At 71.0% G+C, this 23,714-nt stretch carries 23 protein-coding genes; 12 read left to right on the top strand and 11 right to left on the bottom strand.

Going from position 1 to position 23,714, the window contains the following annotated elements:
• Position 1: 1 nt before the first annotated feature.
• Together AC0AIB_RS22915 and AC0AIB_RS22910 are read left to right on the top strand one after the other, a co-directional pair.
• The gene (locus AC0AIB_RS22915) at positions 2–772 is read left to right on the top strand and encodes a GtrA family protein (protein WP_465097458.1); all 771 of its coding nucleotides are present in this window, start codon (positions 2–4) and stop codon (positions 770–772) included.
• A gap of 62 nt (positions 773–834) precedes the next feature.
• A complete protein-coding gene (locus AC0AIB_RS22910; protein ID WP_328340144.1) occupies positions 835–1,632 on the top strand; it encodes a GtrA family protein in 798 nt (265 codons plus the stop codon).
• Positions 1,633–1,695: 63 nt separating this feature from the next.
• Here the strand turns inward: AC0AIB_RS22910 and AC0AIB_RS22905 are convergent, their stop codons facing one another.
• Together AC0AIB_RS22905 and AC0AIB_RS22900 are read right to left on the bottom strand one after the other, a co-directional pair.
• A complete protein-coding gene (locus tag AC0AIB_RS22905; RefSeq protein ID WP_328340146.1) occupies positions 1,696–2,268 on the bottom strand; it encodes a PH domain-containing protein in 573 nt (190 codons plus the stop codon).
• A 144-nt stretch (positions 2,269–2,412) separates the two neighbouring features.
• The gene (locus tag AC0AIB_RS22900) at positions 2,413–3,288 is read right to left on the bottom strand and encodes a biotin--[acetyl-CoA-carboxylase] ligase (RefSeq protein WP_328340147.1); all 876 of its coding nucleotides are present in this window, start codon (positions 3,286–3,288) and stop codon (positions 2,413–2,415) included.
• Between the two features lie 110 nt (positions 3,289–3,398).
• Between AC0AIB_RS22900 and AC0AIB_RS22895 the strand changes: the two genes are divergently transcribed.
• The gene (locus AC0AIB_RS22895; RefSeq protein ID WP_465097457.1) at positions 3,399–4,979 is read left to right on the top strand and encodes an acyl-CoA carboxylase subunit beta; all 1,581 of its coding nucleotides are present in this window, start codon (positions 3,399–3,401) and stop codon (positions 4,977–4,979) included.
• 70 nt (positions 4,980–5,049) lie between these two features.
• On the opposite strand, the gene AC0AIB_RS22890 is transcribed toward AC0AIB_RS22895, so the two are convergent.
• From AC0AIB_RS22890 to AC0AIB_RS22875, 4 genes are all read right to left on the bottom strand, one after another.
• Positions 5,050–5,970, bottom strand: coding sequence for a hypothetical protein (locus AC0AIB_RS22890; protein WP_328340149.1), 921 nt, complete (start codon positions 5,968–5,970; stop codon positions 5,050–5,052).
• Positions 5,970–6,461, bottom strand: coding sequence for a SigE family RNA polymerase sigma factor (locus AC0AIB_RS22885; protein ID WP_465097456.1), 492 nt, complete (start codon positions 6,459–6,461; stop codon positions 5,970–5,972). The genes AC0AIB_RS22890 and AC0AIB_RS22885 overlap by 1 nt, the downstream gene beginning before the upstream one ends.
• 71 nt (positions 6,462–6,532) lie before the next feature.
• Entirely contained in the window at positions 6,533–7,525 is a 993-nt protein-coding gene (locus AC0AIB_RS22880; protein WP_328340153.1) for a ketopantoate reductase family protein, read from the bottom strand.
• 147 nt (positions 7,526–7,672) lie between these two features.
• Positions 7,673–8,416 carry a M50 family metallopeptidase gene (locus AC0AIB_RS22875; protein WP_328340156.1) on the bottom strand — a complete coding sequence of 248 codons (744 nt, stop codon included), beginning with the start codon at positions 8,414–8,416 and terminating at the stop codon, positions 7,673–7,675.
• A gap of 100 nt (positions 8,417–8,516) precedes the next feature.
• On the opposite strand from AC0AIB_RS22875, the gene AC0AIB_RS22870 reads away from it, so the two are divergent.
• Together AC0AIB_RS22870 and AC0AIB_RS22865 are read left to right on the top strand one after the other, a co-directional pair.
• On the top strand, positions 8,517–9,062 hold the full coding sequence (locus tag AC0AIB_RS22870; RefSeq protein ID WP_328340159.1) for a Uma2 family endonuclease: 546 nt from the start codon (positions 8,517–8,519) through the stop codon (positions 9,060–9,062).
• 168 nt (positions 9,063–9,230) lie between these two features.
• On the top strand, positions 9,231–9,983 hold the full coding sequence (locus AC0AIB_RS22865; protein ID WP_328340161.1) for a GH25 family lysozyme: 753 nt from the start codon (positions 9,231–9,233) through the stop codon (positions 9,981–9,983).
• Positions 9,984–10,090: 107 nt separating this feature from the next.
• Here AC0AIB_RS22865 and AC0AIB_RS22860 read toward each other — a convergent pair whose 3' ends face one another.
• Entirely contained in the window at positions 10,091–10,327 is a 237-nt protein-coding gene (locus AC0AIB_RS22860) for a hypothetical protein (RefSeq protein ID WP_465097455.1), read from the bottom strand.
• A 90-nt stretch (positions 10,328–10,417) separates the two neighbouring features.
• Positions 10,418–12,592 (bottom strand): protein kinase domain-containing protein, encoded by a 2,175-nt coding sequence (locus tag AC0AIB_RS22855; RefSeq protein ID WP_465097454.1) that lies wholly within the window; start codon positions 12,590–12,592, stop codon positions 10,418–10,420.
• Positions 12,593–12,683: 91 nt separating this feature from the next.
• On the opposite strand from AC0AIB_RS22855, the gene AC0AIB_RS22850 reads away from it, so the two are divergent.
• The 5 genes from AC0AIB_RS22850 to AC0AIB_RS22830 all read left to right on the top strand — a co-directional run bounded on the left by AC0AIB_RS22850 (position 12,684) and on the right by AC0AIB_RS22830 (position 17,327).
• Complete coding sequence (locus tag AC0AIB_RS22850; protein WP_328340166.1) at positions 12,684–12,896, top strand: acyl-CoA carboxylase subunit epsilon; 213 nt, start codon at positions 12,684–12,686, stop codon at positions 12,894–12,896.
• A 106-nt stretch (positions 12,897–13,002) separates the two neighbouring features.
• Positions 13,003–13,470: a hypothetical protein gene (locus AC0AIB_RS22845; RefSeq protein WP_328340168.1), complete on the top strand. Its 468-nt coding sequence runs from the start codon at positions 13,003–13,005 to the stop codon at positions 13,468–13,470.
• A 1,372-nt stretch (positions 13,471–14,842) separates the two neighbouring features.
• Positions 14,843–15,997, top strand: a complete 1,155-nt coding sequence (gene mycP, locus AC0AIB_RS22840) for a type VII secretion-associated serine protease mycosin (protein WP_465097463.1) — start codon at positions 14,843–14,845, stop codon at positions 15,995–15,997.
• Between the two features lie 10 nt (positions 15,998–16,007).
• Positions 16,008–16,664: a Maf family protein gene (locus AC0AIB_RS22835; RefSeq protein ID WP_328340172.1), complete on the top strand. Its 657-nt coding sequence runs from the start codon at positions 16,008–16,010 to the stop codon at positions 16,662–16,664.
• A 9-nt stretch (positions 16,665–16,673) separates the two neighbouring features.
• Positions 16,674–17,327 (top strand): O-methyltransferase, encoded by a 654-nt coding sequence (locus AC0AIB_RS22830; protein WP_465097453.1) that lies wholly within the window; start codon positions 16,674–16,676, stop codon positions 17,325–17,327.
• Positions 17,328–17,472: 145 nt separating this feature from the next.
• Here AC0AIB_RS22830 and AC0AIB_RS22825 read toward each other — a convergent pair whose 3' ends face one another.
• The 3 genes from AC0AIB_RS22825 to AC0AIB_RS22815 all read right to left on the bottom strand — a co-directional run bounded on the left by AC0AIB_RS22825 (position 17,473) and on the right by AC0AIB_RS22815 (position 19,944).
• Complete coding sequence (locus AC0AIB_RS22825) at positions 17,473–18,228, bottom strand: ABC transporter permease (RefSeq protein ID WP_328340176.1); 756 nt, start codon at positions 18,226–18,228, stop codon at positions 17,473–17,475.
• A 17-nt stretch (positions 18,229–18,245) separates the two neighbouring features.
• A complete protein-coding gene (locus tag AC0AIB_RS22820) occupies positions 18,246–19,205 on the bottom strand; it encodes an ATP-binding cassette domain-containing protein (protein ID WP_328340178.1) in 960 nt (319 codons plus the stop codon).
• A gap of 127 nt (positions 19,206–19,332) precedes the next feature.
• Positions 19,333–19,944, bottom strand: a complete 612-nt coding sequence (locus tag AC0AIB_RS22815) for a PadR family transcriptional regulator (protein WP_465097462.1) — start codon at positions 19,942–19,944, stop codon at positions 19,333–19,335.
• 149 nt (positions 19,945–20,093) lie between these two features.
• Between AC0AIB_RS22815 and AC0AIB_RS22810 the strand changes: the two genes are divergently transcribed.
• Together AC0AIB_RS22810 and AC0AIB_RS22805 are read left to right on the top strand one after the other, a co-directional pair.
• Positions 20,094–21,845, top strand: coding sequence for an acetyl/propionyl/methylcrotonyl-CoA carboxylase subunit alpha (locus tag AC0AIB_RS22810; protein WP_328340180.1), 1,752 nt, complete (start codon positions 20,094–20,096; stop codon positions 21,843–21,845).
• Positions 21,846–21,920: 75 nt separating this feature from the next.
• Positions 21,921–23,360, top strand: a complete 1,440-nt coding sequence (locus AC0AIB_RS22805; protein WP_328340182.1) for a GuaB1 family IMP dehydrogenase-related protein — start codon at positions 21,921–21,923, stop codon at positions 23,358–23,360.
• Positions 23,361–23,714: the final 354 nt, after the last annotated feature.

Raw genomic sequence — 23,714 nt, 5'->3', positions numbered from 1 at the left:
TGTGAACAACTGCACAAGGTGCGGCCCGGCTGCGGTAACACGAGCTGATACCCGCTTTCACGCGCACTTTCACGCAGATCCTTCGACGAACTGTCGGCGACTGCGGGAACGGCCGACGGGAAACGGCGGAACCGGGCGGTCGGGCGGACCGGTCCGCGTCGCGGCGACAGGTCGCCGGTGGTGCCCCGTCCGGACAGCCGGGAACCGGTACGCTCGCGGGGTGGCCGCGACGATGACCGGGGACCAACCGGGCACCCCGCAGACCCGCCCGGGTCTGGTCCGTTCGTTGCTCGACCGGTTCGGTCATCTCATCCGTGAGTTGAGCAAGTTCGCCACGGTCGGCGGGGTGGCCTTCCTGGTCGACTTCACGCTGTTCAACTACCTGACGCTGGGCCGGGGCTTCGAGCCGGTGACCGCCAGGGTCGTCTCCACGGTGATCGCGGCGACCGTGGCCTTCGTCGGCAACCGGTTCTGGACCTGGCGGCACCGGGTCCGCTCCAACCCGGCCCGTGAGTACGCGCTCTTCTTCTTCTTCAACGCGGTCGGCCTGGGGATCGCGGTGGCCTGCCTGGCGGGCAGCCGCTACGGGTTGGGCAGCATCTGGCCCGGTGTCTTCCGCACCCCGTTGGCCGACAACATCGCCAGCTACGTGGTGGGCACCGCGCTCGGCACGCTGTTCCGGTTCTGGTCGTACCGACGGTTCGTCTTCGTGGAAGCGGGAACTCCCCCGGTTCCGGAGGCGACCAGCGACCCGTCGTCGTCCGGGGCGTGACCGGCCGCCCACCCCGTCCAGCCGGAGAATCCGGCATCGTCCACTGCCCTAAGGTGTTGCGCATGCGTCTTGTCCGTCTGCTGCCCGAGCGCTGGCAGAAGTTCATCCGCGAGGCGCTCAAATTCGGCATCGTCGGGGGCGTCAACACCGTCATCAATTACGCGGTGTTCAATGCCCTCGCACTCACGGTTTTCGTCGACGGTCAACTGAAGGCGACGGTCATCGCCACCATCGTGGCGACCATCACGTCATATCTGATGAATCGTCACTGGACGTACCGGGATCGACCCAAATCGGCACTCCGGCGGGAATACGCCCTCTTTTTCCTGTTCAACGGTGCCGGCCTGATCATCGAGCTGGGGGTCCTCGCGGCGGCCAAGTACGGCCTGGGGTTCAACAGCCTGCTCGCGCTCAACGTGGCGAAGACAGGCGGTGTGCTGCTCGCCACCCTGTTCCGCTTCTGGTCCTACCGGACCTTCGTCTTCCAGCCGGTCGCCCAGCACGCCGAGGAGACCTGGCACTCCATCAAGCGGGACGAGTGGGACACCATGGCCGAAATGGACCCGGTCGCCGAGCTGGCCGAGTCGGTAAGCGAACTGGAGGAGGCCCAGGACCAGCCGGACCAGCGGCCCGCCCCGGCCACCGAACCGACGCCCAGGCCCGCTCCGGCCACCGAACCGACGCCCAGGCCCGCCCCGGCCACCGAGCCGGTGTTCCCACCGGGTCCGACCACCGAGCCGGTGTTCAAGCAGGCCCAGGGCGGAAGCGCCGGTCTCGGCCGGGCGGCCGGCGGCGGCGACCTGAACGCGGAGCTGGCCACCGAGCTGCGCGTCGGCACCAACCGCGCGCCGCGCTCCTGACCGAACCCGATCGACCACGGCCCCGGGGGAACCCCCGGGGCCGGCGCGCAGGCCCGAAGAGTGTCAGCCGGTGGTGTCGCGCAGCGGCTTGCCGTCGCGCATGTCGGCCAGGATCTCGCGCATCTCGCCGTCGCCAAGCGTGTGCTTGTCGTGCTGCGCCTCCACCAGCTCGTAGAGGGTGGTCTGGACCCGGTCGACCCGGGGCACGTCGACGAGCACCGACTGGCCGCGTTCCCCGGCCGACTCGATGGTCAGGGTGCCGCAGCCGAGCAGCCGCTCGACGAAGCGCTGGCTCATCGAGTGGTCGTTGATCCGGGCCAGCGGCAGGTCCCGCCGGTGCCGGGAGAAGACGCCCTCCTGGAGCAGCACCCGCTCGTTGGTGAACAGGTAGTGGGTGGTGCGCCAGACCAGGAACGGCCACAGACCCAGCCAGAGCGCCGCGATCAGGAACAACCCGGCGACGACGTAGAGCGCGATCGTGCCACCGTCACCGTCGGGCAGCAGGAGCCAGCCCGCCACCACCGCCGCGACGCCGACGACCAGCACCAGGATGGGCCGCAGCAGCGCCTTCCAGTGCGGGTGCAGGTGCAGGACGACGTGCTCGTCCTCGGTGAGCACATCTTCGGGGAACGCCACGGGAACCTCCTAGCCGACAACCGGACGCGCTGACCGTAACCGGTCGACACGACCCGTCGGATCCGACGGTCGGCCCGCCGTGCACCCCCCGCACGAACCGACCGGAGGCGGCCCGGCCGCCGACCCGACCGGAGGCGGCCCCGGTCACCGCAGGTGCAGCACGTCCCCGGCGGCCAACCGGCGCTGGCCGGCTGCGGTGTCGACAAGCAGGTGCCCGTCGGCGTCCACGCCGGTGGCGAGCCCGGTCAGCGCGGATCCGTCGGGCAGCAGCACCCGTACCTGCCGGCCCACCGTGGCGCAGGAGGCCAGGTACGCCTCGCGCAGGCCGCACGCGTCGGCGTCACCGCCGGCGACCCGCCACCTGTCGTACCAGTCGGCGAGGGCGCGCAGCAGGGCCCGCAGCAGAGGATCACGATCGGTCGCGGTGGCACCGGCGAGTTGCAGCGAGGTGGCCGGCACGCCGGTCGGGTTCTCCGGCAGCTCGTCGGCGCGCAGCGTCACGTTCAGCCCGACACCGAGCACGATCGCGGGCGGCTCCGCTCCGCCGGCCGCCGGCACCGCCTCGGCCAGGATGCCGGCGCACTTGGCGTCGCCGATCAGCAGGTCGTTGGGCCACTTCAGGCCGGCGTCCAGCTCGGCCAGCAGGGAGACCGCCTCGACCAGCGCGACACCGGCGAGCAGGGGCAGCCAGCCGTACCCGGTCGGGGGGGCCGGTGGCCAGTCGCGCTCGGTGACGGCCTCGCCGGGCCGGAGCAGCACGCTGGTCGCGAGGCCCGCCCGGGGCGGCGACTGCCAGGCCCGACCGCGCCGGCCCCGGCCGGCGGTCTGCCGCTCGGCGACCACGACCAGACCCTCCGGCTCGCCGGCCCGCGCGGCGTCGGCCGCGTCGGCGTTGGTCGAGCCGGTCTCGGCCCGCAGGTCCAACCGCCGCCAGGGCCCCAGCGGCGCGGTCAACGCCCGGGACAGCCGTGCCGCCGACAACGGCGGTCGGTCCAGATCGGTGTACGGCGAGCCCGGCATCCCGCCAGCCTACGGGCCGGGCCGACCCCGCCGCCCCGCCAGCCTGCGGCGGAGGTCGCTGAGGCGTACTGCACAGCGGCGCGGGCCTGAACCATCGTTATATTCCCAGGGTGACTACCGAGACCGGGACCAACATCCACAGCACCGCGGGCAAGCTGGCGGACCTGGAGCGCCGGGTCGACGAGGCGGTGCACGCGGGGGCGCGCGGGGTGGAGAAGCAGCACGCGCGGGGCAAGAAGACCGCCCGGGAGCGGATCGGGCTGCTGCTCGACGAGGGCTCCTTCGTCGAGCTGGACGAGTTCGCCCGGCACCGGTCCGCCAACTTCGGGCTGGACCGCACCCGCCCGTACGGCGACGGGGTGGTCACCGGTTACGGCACCGTCGACGGCCGGCAGGTCTGCGTCTTCGCGCAGGACTTCACGGTCTTCGGTGGCTCCCTCGGCGAGGTCTTCGGCGAAAAGATCGTCAAGGTGATGGACCTGGCCATGAAGATCGGCTGCCCGGTGGTCGGGATCAACGACTCCGGTGGCGCCCGCATCCAGGAGGGCGTCGCCTCGCTCGGCCTCTACGGCGAGATCTTCTTCCGAAACGTCCGGGCCAGCGGGGTCATCCCGCAGATCTCCCTGATCATGGGCCCGTGCGCGGGTGGGGCGGTCTACTCCCCGGCGGTCACCGACTTCACCGTGATGGTCGACCGGACCTCGCACATGTTCATCACCGGCCCGGACGTCATCAGGACCGTCACCGGTGAGGACGTGGCGATGGAGGAGCTGGGCGGCGCCCGCACCCACAACACCCGCAGCGGCAACGCCCACTACCTGGCCGCCGACGAGGACGACGCGGTCGACTACGTCAAGGCGCTGCTGTCCTACCTGCCGTCGAACAACCTCGACGAGCCCGTCGTCTTCGACACCCCGGCCGACCTCGACGTCACCGACGCCGACCGGGAGTTGGACACGCTGGTCCCCGACTCGGCCAACCAGCCGTACGACATGCACCGGGTCGTCGCGCACGTCCTCGACGACGGGGAGTTCCTGGAGGTCCAGCCGCTCTACGCGCAGAACATGCTGGTCGGCTACGGCCGGGTCGAGGGTCGCCCGGTGGGGGTGGTCGCCAACCAGCCGATGCACTTCGCCGGCACCCTGGACATCGCCGCCTCGGAGAAGGCGGCCCGGTTCGTGCGCACCTGCGACGCGTTCAACATCCCGGTGCTGACCTTCGTGGACGTCCCCGGTTTCCTGCCCGGCACCGGCCAGGAGTGGGACGGCATCATCCGTCGGGGCGCGAAGCTCATCTACGCGTACGCCGAGGCCACCGTGCCGAAGGTCACCGTGATCACCCGCAAGGCGTACGGCGGGGCGTACGACGTGATGGGTTCCAAGCACCTCGGTGCCGACCTGAACTTCGCCTGGCCGACGGCGCAGATCGCGGTGATGGGGGCGCAGGGCGCGGTGAACATCCTCTACCGGCAGGAGCTGGCCGCCGCCGAGGATCCGGCCGCCGTCCGCGCCCAACGGATCGCCGAGTACGAGGACACCCTGGCCAACCCGTACATCGCCGCCGAGCGTGGATACGTCGACGCGGTGATCCCGCCGCACGAGACCCGTACCCAGATCGTCCGGGCGCTGCGGGTGCTGCGGACCAAGCGGGAGACCCTGCCGCCGAAGAAGCACGGCAACATCCCGCTTTAGCCGGCCGCCCCGGCCGCCGGCGGCCCGCCCGGCGCGGACAGGTCAGCAGAGCGGGGGCCACGCGGGCCGGTCAGCAGGGCGGGTCGGCGGCCGGGCAGAGCCGTCTCGCGGCCACCTCACCCAGGTCGATCAGGTCGGCGTAGTTTATCCCGGGTCCGGTGCCGTCGACCCGGTCGGCGACCGTGTCCGGGGCGGGCACGACCACGGTGACCAGGTCACCGACCCGGACCACCAGGGTGGTCTCGACGGTGGGGGGCCCGCCGACCGGCTCCCCGTCGGTCTGCGTCCGGGGTTGCAGCGCCACGTGCCGCAGCAGCACCGACTGGTCACCGGCGAAGTCCCGCACCGACGGCTCCCACCGGTGCTCCTGCTCCGTGCGGACCGGCTGCCGGCCGGTCGTCAGGGTGGACGCGGTAAGAGTCCAGTCCGGACACGCGTTGAGCAGCCGGTCGATCTCGCCGAAGAGCCACCGGCCCCGGGTCAGCTCGATCCGGTAGACGTCCTGGGTCAGCACCGGCCCGGCCGAGGCGTCGGCCCGGTACGACGGCCGGAGCAGGGTCTGCGAGCGGGAGGCACGCGACACCGGCAGTTGGGCGGCGACCTCGCGTTCCCGCCCGCACGATTCGAGCAGCGGGTCGACCCGGACGGTCTCGCCCAGCCCGGTCTCGCCGAGCCGTACCCCGGTCTTCGTGGGCAGTTCGGCGGGGGTGAGCAGCGCGTCGAGGGGGATCTCCACCCGGGACGGGGCCGGGGCTCCGGCGACCGGTGCCGAGGCCGCGACCGGGGCGGCCGGCGTCGACGACGGCACGGTGGCCCGCTCCCGCACCGCCCCGGCGGAGCCGGCGAGCACGACGAGCACCGTCACCGCCGACAGCGTCGCCGTACGACGGCTGCGGCGGCGGGCGCGGGCGCGGATCTCCGCCGGCTCGGGCCAGCCGACCTCGCGGAGATCCCGGTGCAGCCGCTCGACGAAGTACAGATCCTCACCCATCAGACCTCCTCCAGGTCAGAGACGGCGAGCAGTCCGGCGAGCGCAGCGCGCCCCCGGGAGAGCCGCGCCTTCACCGTGCCCACCGGGGCTGCGGTCTCCCGGGCCACCTCGGCGACGGGCATGCCGACCAGGTAGTAGAGGGCGAGCGCGGTGCGCTGCTCCTCGGGCAGTTGACGCAGGGCGGTGACCACCTCGAGCGTCTCGGTGCCGGGGCCGGGCATGCTCTCGGTCGCCCCGTGCCGCAGGTAGGCGCGGGCCCGACTGCGCAGGCTGCGCCAGCGGCTGACCGCGATCCGGGAGGCGACCACCCGTACCCAGGCCTCCGGGTCGTCGTAACCGCTCACCGTCGTCCAGCGCTGCCAGGCCCGGATGTACGCCTCCTGCACGGCGTCCTGCGCCTCGGCCAGGTTGCCGGTGAGCGCGCAGACGAAGGCGAGCAGCCGTTGCCGGCTGCCCCGATAGAACTCGTCGAACCCGTCGACGTCCGGCACCCTGGTACCTCCCCCGTGGCGGTCGCCTGTGACACGCACGCCGCGCCCCGGTGGGTTGCGTGTTCAGCCGGTCAATCTGGTCCCTCGACCACGCCGGTCAGCTCGGCCAGCGGGAACGTGCCGGCGGGAAGCCGGTCCCGGGCCAGCCGCCGCACCGCGACCTGCACTGCGGCGTTGGCCGGCGTGGGCACCCCGAGACGCCGGCCTAGCTGCACGATCTCCCCGTTGAGGTGGTCGGCCTCGGTGGAGCCGGCCGCCCGGGTCAGGCTCTGCCAGGTCGAGCTGCCGCTGCGCGGCTGACCGTCGACCGGCCGGGTGCCGACCCGACCGTCCCGCTCGGCCCGCTCCTCGTCGTCGCAGGGGTGCGCGATGCCCGCCGCGGCGAGCACTGTCGCGCCCTCGGCCCGGACCCGGTCGACCAGCCAGCGGGGGTAGTCCGCCCCGAACAGGGCCTGCACCCCGTTGCCGAGGTTGTTCAGCAGCTTGCCGTACTTCCAGCGCATCACGTCGTCCCGGACCGGGGCGACGAAGCCGGCCGCGGTCAGGTCCGCCGACACCGCCGCGTCGACCTTGTCGGCCCCCGCCGGGTAGCGGCCCAGGTGCAACACCCCCGGGTACGGGTGACCGCTGGCGATCACCACACCCGGATCGAGATGGGTGGCCGGCAACCAGACGCAGACCGGGTGGACGTCGGCGAACAGACGCAGCGCGGTCGGCTCGTTCGCCACCCCGTTCTGCGCGGTGAACAGCGGCAGCCGCTGCCCTGCCGTACCGCCACCGGTGACCGGGGCGTCCGCCCAGGCGTCCAGGGCGGCCCAGGTGTGCTGCGACTTGACGGTCAGCACCAGGACGGTGTCGGCCGGCAGCGGCTCCGGCCCCGGCCCGTCGGCGGCCGGCCCCCGCCAGGTCACCGCCCGGTCCGGGGTCCGCAGGGTGAGGCCCTGCCGCCGGATCGCGTCCAGGTGCGCCCCGCGCGCCACCAGCGTCACGTCGCGCCCGGCCTCCCCCAGCAGTACGCCGATGGTGCCGCCGACCGCGCCCGCCCCGATGATCACGTATCGCATCCCACCGATTCTGCCCCTACTCGGCGAGGTCGGCGATCCGGTGCCGGTCCGTCCGCCGGTGCCGGTCCGTCCGCCGGTGCTGCCGGCGGCCCGGCGCGGGATGCCGCTGGTGGTGCGGTCGCCGTGGAGTGGCCCGGGCGGGCGGCTTCAGAGCGGGATGCCGGCCTCGGTGAGCAGGGGGCCGGCCAGCAGCACCGCGCCGACGGCGAGGGCCAGCAGGTTGACCAGCCCGAAGACGACCACCCAGAGCAATGCCGGGAAGGGCGTCAGCCGGGCCAACTGGTCGGCGTCGGATTCGGGCATCCGGCCCCGGCTGCGCAGTCGTTGCAACTCGAAGACCGGCCGGACCCCGCCGAACAGCAGGAACCAGACCGACGTCCAGGCGAACACGGCCTGCACCTGCGGGGTGGCGTACCAGGAGACGACGAGCACCACACCGCCGGTGACCAGCAGGGAGAGCACCCCGAAGACGTTGCGGACCAGCAGCAGCATGGCCAGCAGCAGGGCCACCGCGACCCAGAGCAGCAGGGTGATCCGGTTACCGCCGAGCAGCCAGGCGCCGCCGAGCCCGACCAGCGACGGCGCGACGTACCCGGCGAGCAGGGTGAGGATCATGCCGGGGCCGGTGGGGCGGCCGGCGCTGAGGGTGAGCCCGGAGGTGTCCGAGTGCAGCCGGATGCCGTGCAGCCGCCGCCCGGTGAGCAGCGCCGCCAGGGCATGGCCGCCCTCGTGCGCGATGGTCACCGCGTTGCGGGCGATCCGCCAGGACGACCGGACGGCGACGACCACCAGCGCGGCCAGCGCGGTGAGCAGCACCAGCAGGGGCGGCGGGTCGGGTTGGGCGCTGAACAGCCGGTCCCAGAGGTCGCCCAGCCCGTCGATCGACACCATGGCCGGGGAGCCTACCCGGCCGGATCGCGTCGCTCGCCGGTCGTCGCCTCGTATCGTGTGAGACTGACCGGACGGCGAGCGGAGCGGGAGGTGAGGGCCAGTGAGCGCGGCTCCCCTGGAACACCACGTCGGCCTCTGGACCGAGGCCGACTACCTCGCCATGGGCGACACCCCCCACCGGATCGAACTGCTCGACGGGAGCCTGATCGTGAGCCCTGCCCCGAGCAAGCGGCACCAGCGGGTGTCTCGCCTGCTGGCCAACAGCGTCGAGGCCGCAGCGGGTCGACTGCTGGTGTTCGAGGCGGTGAACCTCCGGCTGGGGGTGGACCGGATCGTGATTCCCGACGTGGTGGTCGCCGACACCGACGACGAGGGCACGGTGGTCGAGGCCGGCGAGGTCGCTCTGGTCTGCGAGATCGTCTCGCCGGGCAACGCCGCCGCCGACCGCCTGGTCAAGATGCAGCTCTACGCGATCGCCCGCATCCCGTGGTACCTGCTGGTCGAGCAGGACGGTGACGCGTACTCGCTGCGGCTGCACCGGCTCGACGGCACGCACTACATGGAGGACCAGGTGGCGAAGGCCGGTGAGACGCTGAGCCTCACCGAGCCGTTCCGCTGGCAGCTCGACCCGGCCGCGCTGCGCTGATCCGACCCGGCCCACCGGCTGACACCGCCTCTGGCCTGCCCTGACCGGTTCGGATCACCCGCGTCGCATTCGACCCTTGTCGATGAAAGTTTCCTTAAGCCCTCTTGCGATCAAGGGCAGGAATCTCCAAGGATTGGCGTCAATCGATTGGCGTCCCTGGAGGAATCCATGACCCGTACCAGATTCTCGTTGCGCCGGCTGTTCGCCGCCGGTCTCACCGTCGCCGCCACCGCGGCCGCGGCCCTCGTCGCCACGGCCGCGCCCGCGGCCGCCGCCACCACCGCCGGCGTCGACGTCTCCCGCTACCAGGGCACCATCAACTGGACCAGCGTCCGCAACGCCGGCATCGAGTTCGCCTTCATCAAGGCCACCGAGGGTACGACCTACAAGGATCCGAACTTCAACGCCAACTACGTCAATGCCTACAACGCCGGGGTGATCCGCGGGGCGTACCACTTCGCCCGGCCGAACGTCTCCTCAGGCGCCACCCAGGCCGGCTACCTGGTCAGCAACGGCGGGGCCTGGTCGGCGGACAGCCGTACCCTGCCGGCCGCACTGGACATCGAGGCCAACCCGTACAGCGGCGGCACCTGCTACGGGCTGTCCACCACCGGGATGCGCAACTGGATCCAGGACTTCCTCAACACCTACCGCTCCCGCACCGGCCGGTACGCGGTCATCTACACCACCACCAGCTGGTGGAACCAGTGCACCGGCAGCTGGACCGGCCCGTGGGCCAACCACCCGCTCTGGCTGGCCCGTTGGGCGAGTTCGGCGGGCACCCTGCCCGCCGGTGCCCCGGTCTGGAGCTTCTGGCAGTACACCAGCACCGGCAGCGTCTCCGGGATCAGCGGGAACGTCGACCGCAACTACTGGAACGGTGACCGCTCCCGGCTGGTCGCGCTGGCGAACAACACCTGATCGACGCGGCACACCGGTCGGCGGCAGCGGGATCGGTCATCACCGTACGGTCGATGACTGGTCCGGCTGCCGCCGTCGTGGTGGTGCCGACGTGTCGGTCTGCCGACTCAGGCGCTCCTGCGGGTGGTCAACGGCACGCTCACGGCGTCCGTACCGGTCAGCGCGGCCCGCCGGCTCAGCCGCCAGGCGGCGACACCGGCGGCGGCGACCGTCACGACGACCAGCGAGACCAGCGCGGTCAACGGGGCCACCCCGGCGCTCAGCAGCAACAGGACGACATCGCCGAGGGCGACGAGCATCCACAGTGCCAGTCGGGGCCGGGCGTCCCTGCGTCGGTAACTCATCTCGGTACCTCCTTCCGTCGTCCCAGGACAGGTACCCCGAACGACGCAAGGTCATGCGAAACGATTTCACCCCGGACGGGAATCCCCGGATCAGTTCTTCCGGTCCGGCACGAACCGGCTGGTGATCAGGGCGAAGTTGTCGAGGTTGGCGTTCCAGTCCTTCTCCGCCACCTCCCAGCGCATCCCGTAACCCCGGTTCGTGGCGGTGACGAAACCCCTGTTGCGCACCCGGAGCCGGGTGTTGTCCCGGGTCTCGTACCAGTCCCAGTCGGCGCAGGTGCGATAGCCGCCGCACGCCTTGATGTCGATGTACTGGTAGTTCTTGACGTAGTTCTTCCGGGCCGATTCCTTGCTCTTCCAGTCGGCGACCGCGTCCTTGAGCGGGCTGGACGTCCACTGGATGAACAGCTCCCGCACCCCGCCCGGCTCGGTGATGACCACCGAGTCGGAGCGGACGCTGCGTCGCCAGCCCTTCGGCACCGGCACGCTGAACGTCGGCCCCTTGTACATCTCCCAGCCCTCCGGCAGCGCGTTCGGATCGGCGGAGGGGGTGGCCGACGGGGTCGGGCTGGGCGCGGCGCTTGTCGGTGGCGGGGCCGCCGGAGCCGACGTCGGGGCGGCGGAGGAGGTCGCGGCACTTGTCGGGTCGGCCTGCGGGGTGCCGTCCCCCGGGTCGTCGGAGCGGGTCAGCAGCGGGACGACGAGCGCCAGCCCCACCAGCAGCACCGCCACCAGCGCACCGATCAGCAGGTTGCGCCGCTTGTGGTCCGGTGGCGTCCCGTCGTACACCGGGACGGACGCCCGGCCGGCGGGGCCGGCGGGCGGACTGACCGGCGCGTCCAGCACGGCGGTGGGGTTGCCCGGCGGGGGTGGGACGACCCGGCCGGCACCGGCCGCCGGGGTGACCTTGCTGGTCGGCCCGACAACCTTGCTGGTCGGCCCGGCACCGGCGTCGGCCGGCGCGGCGACCTTGCTGGTCGGCCCGGTGTCGGCAGCAGTCGACGGTACGACGCTGGTGGGCGCGTCGGCCGGCGGGTCCACCGTGCTGGCAGGTGCGGCATCGGCATCGGCCGGCGGGGTGACCTTCGTGGTGGGTCCGGCGTCCACACCCGCCGGCACCTTCGCGGTGGCGTCCCCACTGGCCGTCGACCCGGCAACCGGCGACCCGGTGACGGTGGTCTCCTCCGCCGCCTGGGACGCCGCCGCGCCACTGTCGTTCGCGGCCTTCGCGGCGCTGCTGCCGGACGTGGCCTTGGCGGCAGCACCGTCTGATGTGGCGTTCGCGGCGGCGGTGCCGGCTGCGGCGGCGGTGCCCGCCGCAGCGGCCCGGTACGGCGGGGTCCCACCCGCCGGGCGGGGTGCCGGCACCACCGGTGCGCGTGGCTCCCGCGGACCGTTAGGCCCGGGTCGGCGTACCCCGTCGAGCAGTGAGATGCCCCTGGCGCGCTTGCCAGCGGCCCGACGCAGCATGCGCTCCGCGACCTCGGCGGTGATCCGCTCGGCCGGGTCCTTGCGGAGCAGGCCGGTCAGCACCGGCTTCAGCGGGCCGGCGTTCCTGGCCGGCGGCAGCGGTTCGGTGGCCAGCGCGGCCAGCGTGCCGATCGCCGACGGCCGGGCGTACGGCGACTTGCCCTCCACCGCGGCGTAGAGCGTCGCCCCCAGCGACCAGAGGTCCGCCTCCGGACCGGCGGTGCCGTCCCGGGCCCGCTCCGGCGCGATGTACGCGGGCGAACCGAGCACCATGCCCGTCCGGGTGACGTTCGGGTCGCCGGGGATGGTGGCCAGTCCGAAATCGGTCAGCACCACCCGCCCGTCGGTGCCGAGCAGCACGTTGCCCGGCTTGACGTCCCGGTGCATCACACCCGCCTTGTGGGCGGACTTCAGCGCGCCCAGCACGCCCAGGCCGATCTCCACCGCGCGGGCCGGCGGCACCGGCCCGTCCTCGGCGAGGGTGTCCTGCAACGACTTCGACGCGACGTACTCCATGACGATCCACGGGTCGCCGTCGGTGCGCAGCACGTCGAAGATGCGGACCACGTTGACGTGGTTGAGCCGGGCGATGGCCCGCGCCTCACGCAGCGACCGCTCGCGCATCTCGCGGCGCTCGTCGTCGGTCAGACTGGGCGGCGGGACGAGTTCCTTGATGGCGACGTCCCGGTGCAGGACCTCGTCGCGCGCCTTCCAGACCCGGCCCATGCCACCCTGACCGAGCGGCGAGAGCAGCCGGTACCGGTCAGCGACGAGTTGGGAAGGCACATCAGACATCGGTGAGACGGTACCCGGCCCCGCCGACGCGCACACCGCCGGCACGCCACTGTGCGACGTGGGTCAACTTGTCGACGCGTACCCTGGCGTCATGTCTGCCGAAGAGCCGCTGTTCCGGATCGTCCGGGGGATCCCGACCGTCGAGGAACTTGCCGCACTGGTGGGCGCGATCGCGCTCCGTTCCCGGCCCGCCGGCACACCCGGGCCGGTGACGAGGTCCGAGTGGGCCTGCAGCGCCCGTCCGGTCGGCGTCGCCCCGGTGACCGGTCGCGGTGCCTGGCGCGCCTCCGGCCTGCCCCGCTGACGGCCTGCTCTGCCGGACGTCGGGGCTGCCGGTCGGGGCTGCCGGGATCGCCGCGCACCCACTAATCTCACTCTGGGAAACGGTGTCGTGACAGTCGGGAGGACCAGTGATTCCTGAGGAGGGCCGTCCAGCTTCCTGGCTGGGTGACTACGGCGGCATCGAGGCCGACATCCGACAGATGCGGGAGTTCGCCGACCAACTCCAGACCGAGGTCGAACGGAACTACACCCCGCACCTGCGCTACATCGCCGACGACATGACCGCCGCCGTGCCCAACCCGTGCGACGCGTTCATCGAGCTGGTGCACTTCCTCCAGGCGCACTGGGAGACCCAGCAGGCTACCTCCGACCTGGTGCACGGCCTGGCCGGGGCCACCGGGCGGCTGGCCGCCGCCGCCAACCGGATCGCCACCGACTACCAGGGCGCCGACGCCTTCGCCAAGGCCCGGGTGACCGACGTCGAACGCGCGTTGCACGGCGCGTACGCCACCCCGTCCACCCTCGCCGGCCGTTCCTCGTGGACGGCGCCCGAGCCCAACAGCCCAGAGAATCCGGGTCCGGTGGTGCTGCCGTGATCGAACGGGGCAGCGGCCGCACGTCCGGCCTCACCGACTGGCAACTGATGGACGTGCTCAGCATGTGGGCCTGCCTCCAGGACCAGGAGACCCAGGGGCACTGGAAGCACGTCACCGGGTGGCGCAAGGTCTGCGACCTCGCCCAGGCCCACCTGCGGCGACTACGGCAGTACCGCAGTGGCCTAGCCGAGGCGTGGCCGCCCGCGACCAATGCCGCCGCCCGGACGTACCTCGGCGAGCTGGACGAGCTGATCAGCAAGGTGCAACACACCCACGACACAGCCGCCGCCAACCACGACGCCCTCGCCGCCGCCGCCCGCGCCATCGACAGCGCCAGACCGGAGATCAAGCGGCTGCGCGACGACTACGCCACGAAGCTCAGCCGGAAGCGAGGGTACGAGGCGACGCTCGCCGACCTCAAGGCGGCAGCGGGCAGCCGGGTGGTCGACCCGCCGGTGACCGACGCGGACCTGGAGAAGTTGAATGTGCAGGCGCGCGGGATCATGTTCGGGCTAAGTGGAGAACTCCAACAAGCCCAAGTAATGCTCCAGAAACCCCCTCCCGTGCGACCCACTCGCGACCTGGGAACTGCGGATGCTTATGGCAATTCGACCTCAATGCCAATAATTCCTCCAGTCACTCCCATTCCAATTGATTTGTCGACAGCAATACCCTTGGGAGTTAAACGGTCGAAAACCGCAAAACCAGCCTTCGTCCCATCATCTCCGATCGGCGGACCCACGCTCGGAGGCATCGTTAAATCACCCCCGCCGACCCCAACTCAGGGAGCGAATCGGGGACTCCAATTAGGGGCATCCCAACCTCAGCCAGGCTCTGGCCTGCCACCGATATTTACAGCGGGACAAACGGGGCCGATTAATGGAGATAGCACAACGCAGGGACGCCACAACCCTTTGAGCCGATCTTCTGCTATTGACAAAAACGCCACCCCCCATGCGAACACTCCACCGAGAGCTACACCCTCCAGCAGCATAATTGGCGGCACGCACGGAATGGGAATCGGCCAGCCGGTAAACAATGGCGCTCCACGACGTGTTAATCCAGTCGGCGGGGTGATCGGAGGTGGCGGCGCCGGACTTGCCCCTACGGGAGGTGCCGGAACGAGGCCTGGCGGCGGGAGGGGAAGCCAACTCGGAACACTCGGCGGCTTCCCACCTGTAGGCGGAAGTAATAAGACGGGCAGATTTCCCAATTCTTCGACAGAAAGTGATTTACCGGACAGCAGTTCAACGCGCCATTGGGATCCCGACCATCCCTGGGCAACCGACAAGGGGGTACCACCGGTGGTTCATCCCCCAGAAGAGGAAGGGCCGATCGACCCAGGCCCCGCCATTGGTTTCAACCGGTGAGCATCGGCGACGCATCTGGCTTTCTGCGCCACCTCGCGGTAACGCAGATAATCTGCATACTTGCAATAGCGGCACCTGCCGTTGCAGCACCTAAGAGCCAAGATCTGATACGCGGTGATCAATGGCACTTGGAATTTTTGAAAGCCAATAAAGCGCATCGCATTAACCAAGGAAATGGGTCACTGGTCGCCGTGCTAGACACTGGCGTAGCACCCCATCCAGACCTACAAGGCAACCTACTTGCAGGAACTGATACAATTCCGGGAGGAGTCGGAGACGGTCACGGCGACCGCGATAGCCACGGCACTGGAATGGCAGGATTGATCGCGGCGCATGGCCATCAAGGCGGTACGGGAGCGCTCGGGATTGCGCCAAAAGCGCAGATTCTTCCGGTTCTTTCCTCGCCGCCTGATGGGAATGTAACCCCGGACGCCCTAGCCGAAGGGATAAAATTTGCAATCGAGCGCAACGCGAATGTGATAAGCATCTCCAGCGTCGGCGACAAGAATGCATACCTAGATCAGATGATCGCTCGCGCCCTTGCCTCGAATATTGTCATTGTAGCTGCCGCCGGCAATCTTCCCGACGATACAAGGGTAGGTTATCCCGCTTCTGTTCATGGAGTGGTCGCCGTAGGCGGAGTAGACAGAAAGGGGGAACACGCGCCTATTTCTGTGAGTGGGCCGGAGGTTGATGTTGTCGCGCCTGCGGTTGACATCTACAGCACCAGCATCAACGGTAAGTACCGCAAGGGCACCGGTACGTCTGACGCCACTGCGATTGTGGCTGGTGCGGCGGCCTTGGTCCGGTCGAAGTACCCCTACCTCCCCGCTTCAGAGGTCGTACACCGACTCACGGCCACCGCCGTCGACAAGGGCCCGCCCGGTCGGGACGACGAGTACGGCTACGGCGTCATCGATCTGGTGGCCGCCCTCACCGCCGACGTTCCACCCCTCGGCTTCGAAAGCGCCACGGCCACCGCGCCGAACACCGGGGCGACGAGCGCAGCCGCGCAGCCGGCCGGCGGGAACAGCGACAGCGGTGCCACCGTACGAGGGTGGGCCACGCTGGGGGTGATCGTGGCCGCCGGGTGCGGATTCCTGGTGTGGCGTCGACGTCGACGTGCCGACGACCCGCCCCCGCGGATCAGCCGGTAGCGTCGGCCCCGTGTCGAACTCCCTACCGCTCCGCCTCGTGCTCGCCTCGCAGAGTCCCGCCCGCCGCAAGTTGCTCCAGGCCGCCGGGATCGAACCTGACGTCCTGGTGAGCGGGGTGGACGAGTCCCAGGTGATCGCGGACCGGGCCGAGGATCTCTGCCTGGAACTGGCCCGGATGAAGGCGCAGGCCGTGTCCGACCGGCTGCGCCCCACGCCGGACGAGCGGACGCTGGTGCTGGGTTGCGACTCGGTGCTCGCGTTCGACGGTGAGATCCTGGGCAAGCCGACGGACGCGGCCGACGCGACCCGGCGGTGGGGTCGGATGCGCGGGCGCAGCGGGGTGCTGCACACCGGGCACTGCCTGGTCGACGTGGTGCACGAGTCCCGCGCGGAGGCGGTGGCCTCGACCGTCGTACGCTTCGCCGACGTCACCGACGAGGAGATCGCGGCGTACGTGGCCACGGGTGAGCCGTTGGCGGTGGCCGGGGCGTTCACCATCGACGGGCTGGGTGGGGCGTTCCTCGACGGGATCGAGGGTGACCCGGGGACGGTGGTCGGGTTGTCGTTGCCGCTGCTCCGCCGGCTGCTGCGCGATCTGGAGCTGAGCATCACGGACCTGTGGACGAAGGTCGCGCCGGGTGCCCAGGAGGTCGAGTCGCTGGGCTAACGTCCGGTCATGACCTCGAAGTCGTTGCCGCTGACGCCGGAGCTACACGCCTACCTCGTCGCCCACGGTTCTCCGCCGGACGAGTTCATCCGTGACCTGGCGGCGGAGACCCGTGCGGTGCTGCCGGAGCACTCCGAGATGCAGGTGGCACCGGAGCAGGCGGCGTTCCTCACCTTCCTGACCCGGTTGCTGGGGGTGCGGCAGGCCGTCGAGGTGGGTACGTTCACCGGGCTGTCCTCCCTGGCGATCGCCCGTGGGCTGCCCGAGGACGGCAAGTTGACCTGCTTCGACATCTCGGAGGAGTACACCGGCATCGCCCGGTCGTACTGGCAGCGCGCGGGGGTGGCCGACCGGGTCGAGTTGCGGATCGGCCCGGCTGCCGAGCGGCTGCGGGAGCTGCCGTACGAACGGCACCTGGACTTCGCCTTCATCGACGCCGACAAGACCGGCTACCCGGTGTACTGGGCGGAGTTGGTGCCCCGGATGCGGCCCGGCGCGGTCATCGCAGTCGACAACACCCTGCGCGGCGGCCGGGTGCTCGCCCCACGTGACGCCGCCGACCGGGCGATCGCCGCCTTCAACGACGAGGTGCTGGCCGACGTCCGCGTCGACGCGGTGATGCTCCCCCTCGCCGACGGTGTCACCCTCGCCCGGGTGCACTGACCGCTCGGCCGGGGGTCGCCTGCCGAGATCAACTCCCCTGGGCCGATACAGCGGTGTCGAGCGCACGTCGACACCGCTGTATCGGCGACATTGAGGCGGTCAAGGGCGCACGGGCCAGGTCGAGATCGGGTGAGCCGGGCTCTCGTCAGCGGACGCTGCGGGCGAACTGCCGGGCCGCCCAGAAGACTCCGGCGGCGGCGAGCACCGCGATGATGGCCAGCCCCTGCCACACCTTGTCGTTGCCGAGGTCGCCGGCGAACAGCGCCCGGGTGCCGTCGACCGCCCAGGAGAACGGGTTCCACTCGGCGACGCCCTGGAGCCAGCCCGGGGCGAAGGTCAGCGGGAGCAGGATGCCGGAGAGCAGCAGCACCGGCTGGGCCAACGTGTTCATCAGCGGGGCGAGCGCGTCCTCGCTCTTGACCTTGAGCGCGACGCCGTACGAGACGGCCGAGGTCATCAACGCGATCAGCGCCAGCAGCAGGTATGCCAGCAGCAGGTCGCCGATGAAGACGCGCAGGTCGAACAGGAGCGCCAGCAGGGTGATGATCACCGCCTGCACGAGCAGCGAGACGACGTCGCGCAGGGAGCGGCCGAGCAGCAGGGCGAGCCGGCTGATCGGGGTGACCCGGGACCGCTCGATGACCCCGGCGCGCAGCTCGGCGATCAGGCCGAAGCCCTGGAACAGCCCGCCGAAGATGGCGAGCAGCACCAGCAGACCGGGTACGAAGATCTTGTAGGCGGCGGCCTGGGTGGGCGCGTTCAGGGCCGGCTTGAGCAACGGGGCGAAGAGCAGCAGGTACATCACCGGCTGGAAGACGCCGACGAAGACCCAGACCGGGTTGCGCAGCAGCAGTTGGAGTTGGCGTTGGAAGATCAGCCAGGTGTCGCGGGCGAGTTTCATGCGTGGTCTCCGGGGTCTCAGGACTCGCGCAGCGAGCGGCCGGTCTTGGTGAGGAAGACGTCGTCGAGGCTGGGGCGGTGCAGCTCGATCGAGCTCATGGTCAGCCCGGCGTGGTCGAGCCGGCGCAGGATCTGCGGGATGGCGGTGGTGCCCTCGTCGACATAGAGGCGCAGCCCGCCCTCGTCGACGGTCTCCAGCTTGTTGAGGTATTCCTCGCCGTCGAGGAGTTGGGCGGCCTGCGGGGTGCTCGCCACGTCCAGGCCGACGAGCACCACGTCGCCGGAGATCTCCCGCTTCAGCGCGGCCGGGGTGCCCTCGGCGACCACCTCGCCGTGGTCCATGATCGCGATCCGGTCGCAGAGCGCGTCGGCCTCGTCGAGGTAGTGGGTGGTGATGAAGACGGTCATCCCCTCGGTACGCAGCCGGCGGATCTCGTCCCACATGTGCGCGCGGCTCTGCGGGTCGAGGCCGGTGGTCGGCTCGTCCAGGAAGACGATCTTCGGCTCGTGGATGATGCCGAGGGCGATCTCCACCCGCCGTCGCTGGCCGCCCGAGTAGGTCTTGCACTTGCGGTCGGCGTACTCGGTGAGCTGGAAGGCCTCCAGGGCGCGGACGGCGCGGCGGTGCGCGTCGGCCTTGCCGATGCCGTACATCCGGGCGTGCAGGACGAGCTCCTCACGGGCCGTGCACTCGTCCCAGGTGCTGCCGCCCTGGGCGACGTAGCCGATCCGGCGGCGCACCTCGGCCGGGTCCTTGCGCAGGTCGGCACCGGCGATGACGGCCTCGCCGCCGTCGGGTTCGATCAACGTGGCGAGCATCCGCAGCGTGGTGGTCTTGCCGGCGCCGTTGGGGCCGAGGAAGCCGAAGATCTCCCCCGCCGGGACCTGGAGGTCCACCCCCCGTACCGCGTCGACCGTTTTTGTCTCCCGACCCTGCCGGGAGCGGAACGACTTCCGCAGCCCCCTGGTCTCGATCATCTCTGCTCCTGGTCGTCCGGGCCGGGTCGTGCCGGCCACCCTCTGCCCCCGAGGCGTCGTTCGACGCGCTCCCCACCATCGGGCCGGGAGCAGGCTAACGCGATATAGCTTCTATGGTCAACGTTGATTATTGCTTTTCCTGGCCGGGTGACGGACCGCCGTCCGTCCAACCCGGCCAGCCCTCCGTCCCGGTCACCCCAGCAGGCAGGTACGACACTCCCGAGTCGATCCGCTCGGCGATCCGCCCGCACCACGCCACCTCCGCCTCGGCCCGGGCCAGCCACAACTCGAACATCCAGGTCACGTGCACCGGCTTGCTCCGACGCACCCAGTCCGAATCCAACGAGGCGCGCATCGACTCGACACCGGCGCGCAGCAGGTTCGCCCGGTTGCGCAGCGCCGCCGCCGCCTCCTCGCGGGGCATCGCCGGCAGGAACGAGAAGGCCGCCACGAACGGGTCGGGTGCCTCCTGCAGTTGCCACCACTGCGCCCGCAGCAGGGTCTCGAACTCCTCGTCCCCCTTCGGCGTCACCTCGTAGGTGGTGCGCGCCGGACGCGCGCCGACCTGCTCGGTGGCGACCGTACGCAACAGTCCCTCCTCGGTCAGCTTGCGCAGCGCGTGGTAGATCGAACCGGGCTGCACGTTCGCCCACTTGTCGGCGCTCCAGCTCAACAGCTCGCGGCGCACGTCGTAGCCGTGCACGGGCTGCATCCACCGGACCAGCCCCAGGATCATCATCCGAGTCGCAGACACCGTACAAGCGTAATAACCAAGTTTGACTAGCCCCCCGGCGCAGGCAGTGCGACATCCCACACTGAGTGATCGTTAGGGGTGCTCCGGGCCGGCCGATACACTCCCGAGCAGACGACCCCCGGGAGGAGCACCAGGTGCGCAAGGTTCTCATCGCCAACCGTGGCGAGATCGCCGTCCGCGTCATCCGGGCCTGCCGCGACGCCGGTCTGGGCAGCGTCGCCGTCTACGCGGACTCCGACCGGGACGCCCTGCACACCACCCTCGCCGACGAGGCGTACGCCCTGGGTGGCGACACCGCCGCCGACAGCTACCTGCGCATCGACAAGCTGATCGAGGTGGCCCGGCAGTCCGGCGCGGACGCCGTGCACCCCGGCTACGGCTTCCTCTCCGAGAACGCCGACTTCGCCCAGGCGGTCATCGACGCCCGGCTGACCTGGATCGGCCCCACCCCGCAGGCGATCCGCGACCTCGGCGACAAGGTGACCGCCCGGCACCTCGCCCAGCGGGCCGGCGCACCCCTGGTGCCGGGCACCTCCGACCCGGTCGCCGACGCCGACGAGGTGATCGCCTTCGCCGTCGCCCACGGTCTCCCGGTCGCCATCAAGGCCGCCTTCGGCGGTGGCGGGCGTGGCCTCAAGGTGGCCCGCACCCTGGAGGAGATCCCGCACCTGTTCGAGTCGGCCACCCGGGAGGCGGTCGCCGCGTTCGGCCGGGGCGAGTGCTTCGTCGAGCGTTACCTGGACCAGCCCCGGCACGTCGAGGCGCAGGTCCTGGCCGACCAGCACGGCAACGTGATCGTGGTCGGCACCCGGGACTGCTCGCTCCAGCGCCGGCACCAGAAGCTGGTCGAGGAGGCCCCCGCGCCGTTCCTCACCGCCGCGCAGCGCGCCCAGATCCACGACAGCGCCAAGGCGATCTGCCGGGAGGCCGGCTACCACGGGGCCGGCACGGTGGAATACCTGGTCGGCATGGACGGCACCATCTCCTTCCTGGAGGTGAACACCCGGCTCCAGGTGGAGCACCCGGTCACCGAGGAGACCGCCGGCGTCGACCTGGTCCGTGAGCAGTTCCGGATCGCCGACGGCGAGAAGCTGCGGTTCACCGAGGACCCGACCCCGCGCGGGCACGCCATCGAGTTCCGGATCAACGGCGAGGACCCGGGCCGCAACTTCCTCCCCGCCCCCGGCACCATCACCGCGCTTCGCCTGCCCACCGGTCCCGGCGTACGGGTCGACACCGGGGTCTCCGCCGGTGACGTGATCGGCGGCAACTTCGACTCGCTGCTGGCCAAGGTGATCGTCACCGGCGAGACCCGCGCGGAGGCGATCGAGCGGGCCCGCCGGGTGCTCGACGAGATGGTCGTCGAGGGGATGGCCACCGCGCTGCCGTTCCACCGCCTCGTCGTGCGGGACGCGGCGTTCACCGCCGAACCGTTCGCCGTGCACACCCGGTGGATCGAGACCGAGTTCGACAACACCGTACCGGCGTTCGCCGCCACCGCCGGCCCCGCCGATCCGCCGGCCCCGCGCGAGACCGTCGTGGTCGAGGTGGGTGGCAAGCGGCTGGAGGTCACCCTCCCCGCCGGCCTCGCCGGGGGTACGACCACCGCCGCGCCCGCCGCGCGCAAGCCGGCCCGCCGGGGCGGCGGCGCCACCGTGGGTACGGCGGTCAGCGGCGACGCGCTCACCTCCCCTATGCAGGGCACCATCGTCAAGATCGCCGTCGCGGACGGGGACACCGTCGCCGAGGGTGACCTGGTCGTCGTCCTGGAGGCGATGAAGATGGAGCAGCCCCTGCACGCCCACAAGGCCGGCACAATCGCCGGGCTCGCCGCCGAGGTCGGCGCGGTGCTCACCGCCGGCGCGGCGATCTGCACCATCGCCTGAACCACCTCGCGGCCCCCGGGGTGGTGTGGGCCACCGACGGCGGCGGGACGGGCCGGAAGCGGGAATGATGGTCGGGTGAGGTTCCTTCATGGCGCGGTTCCCGGGCACGACCTGACCTACAACGACGTCTTCATGGCGCCGGCCCGCTCCGAGGTGGGCTCGCGGCTCGACGTCGACCTGTCCACCGCCGACGGCACCGGCACCACCATTCCCCTGGTGGTGGCGAACATGACCGCGGTGGCCGGGCGGCGGATGGCCGAGACGGTGGCGCGGCGCGGCGCGATCGCGGTGATCCCGCAGGACATCCCGATCGAGGTGGTGGCCACCGTCGTCGACTGGGTCAAGCAGCGGCACCTGGTGCACGACACCCCGATCACCCTGGGCCCGACCGACACCGTCGGCGACGCCATCCACCTGCTGCCCAAGAAGTCGCACGGCGCGGTGGTGGTGGTCGACGAGGCCGGTCGGCCGGTGGGTGTGGTCACCGAGGCGGACACCCACGAGGTGGACCGGTTCGCCCAGCTCCAGCACGTGATGTCCACCGAGCTGCACACCGTGCCGGCCGACGCGGACCCGCGTACCGGATTCGAACGGCTCAACGCGGGGCGGCGTCGGCTGGCCCCGGTGGTGGACGCCGACGGTCGCCTGGTCGGCGTGCTCACCCGGCAGGGCGCGCTGCGCGCCACCCTCTACAAGCCGGCGGTCGACGACCGGGGACGGCTGCGGATCGCGGCGGCGGTGGGCATCAACGGCGACGTCACCGGCAAGGCCGAGGCGCTGCTCGCGGCAGGTGTCGACACCCTGGTGGTGGACACCGCGCACGGGCACCAGCAGCGGATGATCTCCGCGCTGCGGGCGGTCCGCAGGCTGGACCCGCCGGTGCCGGTGGCGGCCGGCAACGTGGTCACCGCCGACGGGGTACGCGACCTGATCGAGGCGGGCGCGGACATCGTCAAGGTCGGGGTCGGACCGGGCGCTATGTGCACCACCCGGATGATGACCGGCGTCGGTCGGCCGCAGTTCTCGGCGGTGCTGGACTGCGCCGCGGCGGCCCGGGCGCTGGGCCGGCACGTCTGGGCCGACGGCGGCGTACGACACCCGCGGGACGTGGCGTTGGCGCTGGCCGCCGGGGCGTCCAACGTGATGGTGGGCTCCTGGTTCGCCGGCACCTACGAGTCGCCGGGTGACCTCTACACCGAGCCGGACGGCCGACGCTACAAGGAGAGCTTCGGGATGGCCTCGTCGCGGGCGGTCAGTGCGCGGACCGCCGAGGACAGCGCCTTCGACCGGGCCCGCAAGGCGATCTTCGAAGAGGGCATCTCCACCGCGCGGATGTACCTGGACCCGGCTCGCCCCGGTGTCGAGGACCTGATCGACGAGATCATCTCCGGGGTACGCAGCGCCTGCACCTACGCCGGTGCCCGCACCCTTGACGAGTTCCACGAGCGCGCCCTGGTCGGCGTCCAGAGCACCGCCGGCTACACCGAAGGCATGCCCCTCCCCACCAGCTGGTAACCCCCCACCCCCCACCCCGCCCCGCCCCGCCCCGCCCGAGTTGATCAAGAACTTTACGTCACCACAACGATCATCTTTGACGCAAACCTCTTGATCACCGCCGCATCCACCCCACTCGTCCCGGTGATCAAGAGGTTTGCGTCAGCGTAGGCGGGCGGGTTGACGTAAAGCTCTTGATCACCGTCGAGAGGGGCATGCGCGGGGAGAGCGACAGTGTGGTCGGCCGGGGGCGGGGGCTGAGGCCGGACACAGACCGGTGGGGGTCAGGGTGCAAGTGGGGTGGGGGCGGGGTCAGGGTCGGGCGGATGGGAGCGGGGTGGACGCGGAGGTGGGGGTCAGGGTGGGGGTCAAGGT

The sequence above is a fragment of the Micromonospora sp. DSM 43699 genome (assembly GCF_055517075.1).
This window is presented reverse-complemented; position numbering and strand designations above follow the sequence as displayed.

Bases quoted from the DNA above. Each gene is read 5' to 3' on its own strand.
- AC0AIB_RS22910 (WP_328340144.1), top strand. From the start codon at position 835: ATGCGTCTTGTCCGTCTGCTGCCCGAGCGCTGGCAGAAGTTCATCCGC.
- AC0AIB_RS22900 (WP_328340147.1), bottom strand. From the start codon at position 3,288: ATGCCGGGCTCGCCGTACACCGATCTGGACCGACCGCCGTTGTCGGCG.
- AC0AIB_RS22890 (WP_328340149.1), bottom strand. From the start codon at position 5,970: ATGGGTGAGGATCTGTACTTCGTCGAGCGGCTGCACCGGGATCTCCGC.
- AC0AIB_RS22880 (WP_328340153.1), bottom strand. From the start codon at position 7,525: ATGCGATACGTGATCATCGGGGCGGGCGCGGTCGGCGGCACCATCGGC.
- AC0AIB_RS22875 (WP_328340156.1), bottom strand. From the start codon at position 8,416: ATGGTGTCGATCGACGGGCTGGGCGACCTCTGGGACCGGCTGTTCAGC.
- AC0AIB_RS22865 (WP_328340161.1), top strand. From the start codon at position 9,231: ATGACCCGTACCAGATTCTCGTTGCGCCGGCTGTTCGCCGCCGGTCTC.
- AC0AIB_RS22860 (WP_465097455.1), bottom strand. From the start codon at position 10,327: ATGAGTTACCGACGCAGGGACGCCCGGCCCCGACTGGCACTGTGGATG.
- AC0AIB_RS22855 (WP_465097454.1), bottom strand. From the start codon at position 12,592: ATGTCTGATGTGCCTTCCCAACTCGTCGCTGACCGGTACCGGCTGCTC.
- AC0AIB_RS22850 (WP_328340166.1), top strand. From the start codon at position 12,684: ATGTCTGCCGAAGAGCCGCTGTTCCGGATCGTCCGGGGGATCCCGACC.
- AC0AIB_RS22830 (WP_465097453.1), top strand. From the start codon at position 16,674: ATGACCTCGAAGTCGTTGCCGCTGACGCCGGAGCTACACGCCTACCTC.
- AC0AIB_RS22825 (WP_328340176.1), bottom strand. From the start codon at position 18,228: ATGAAACTCGCCCGCGACACCTGGCTGATCTTCCAACGCCAACTCCAA.
- AC0AIB_RS22820 (WP_328340178.1), bottom strand. From the start codon at position 19,205: ATGATCGAGACCAGGGGGCTGCGGAAGTCGTTCCGCTCCCGGCAGGGT.
- AC0AIB_RS22815 (WP_465097462.1), bottom strand. From the start codon at position 19,944: ATGATGATCCTGGGGCTGGTCCGGTGGATGCAGCCCGTGCACGGCTAC.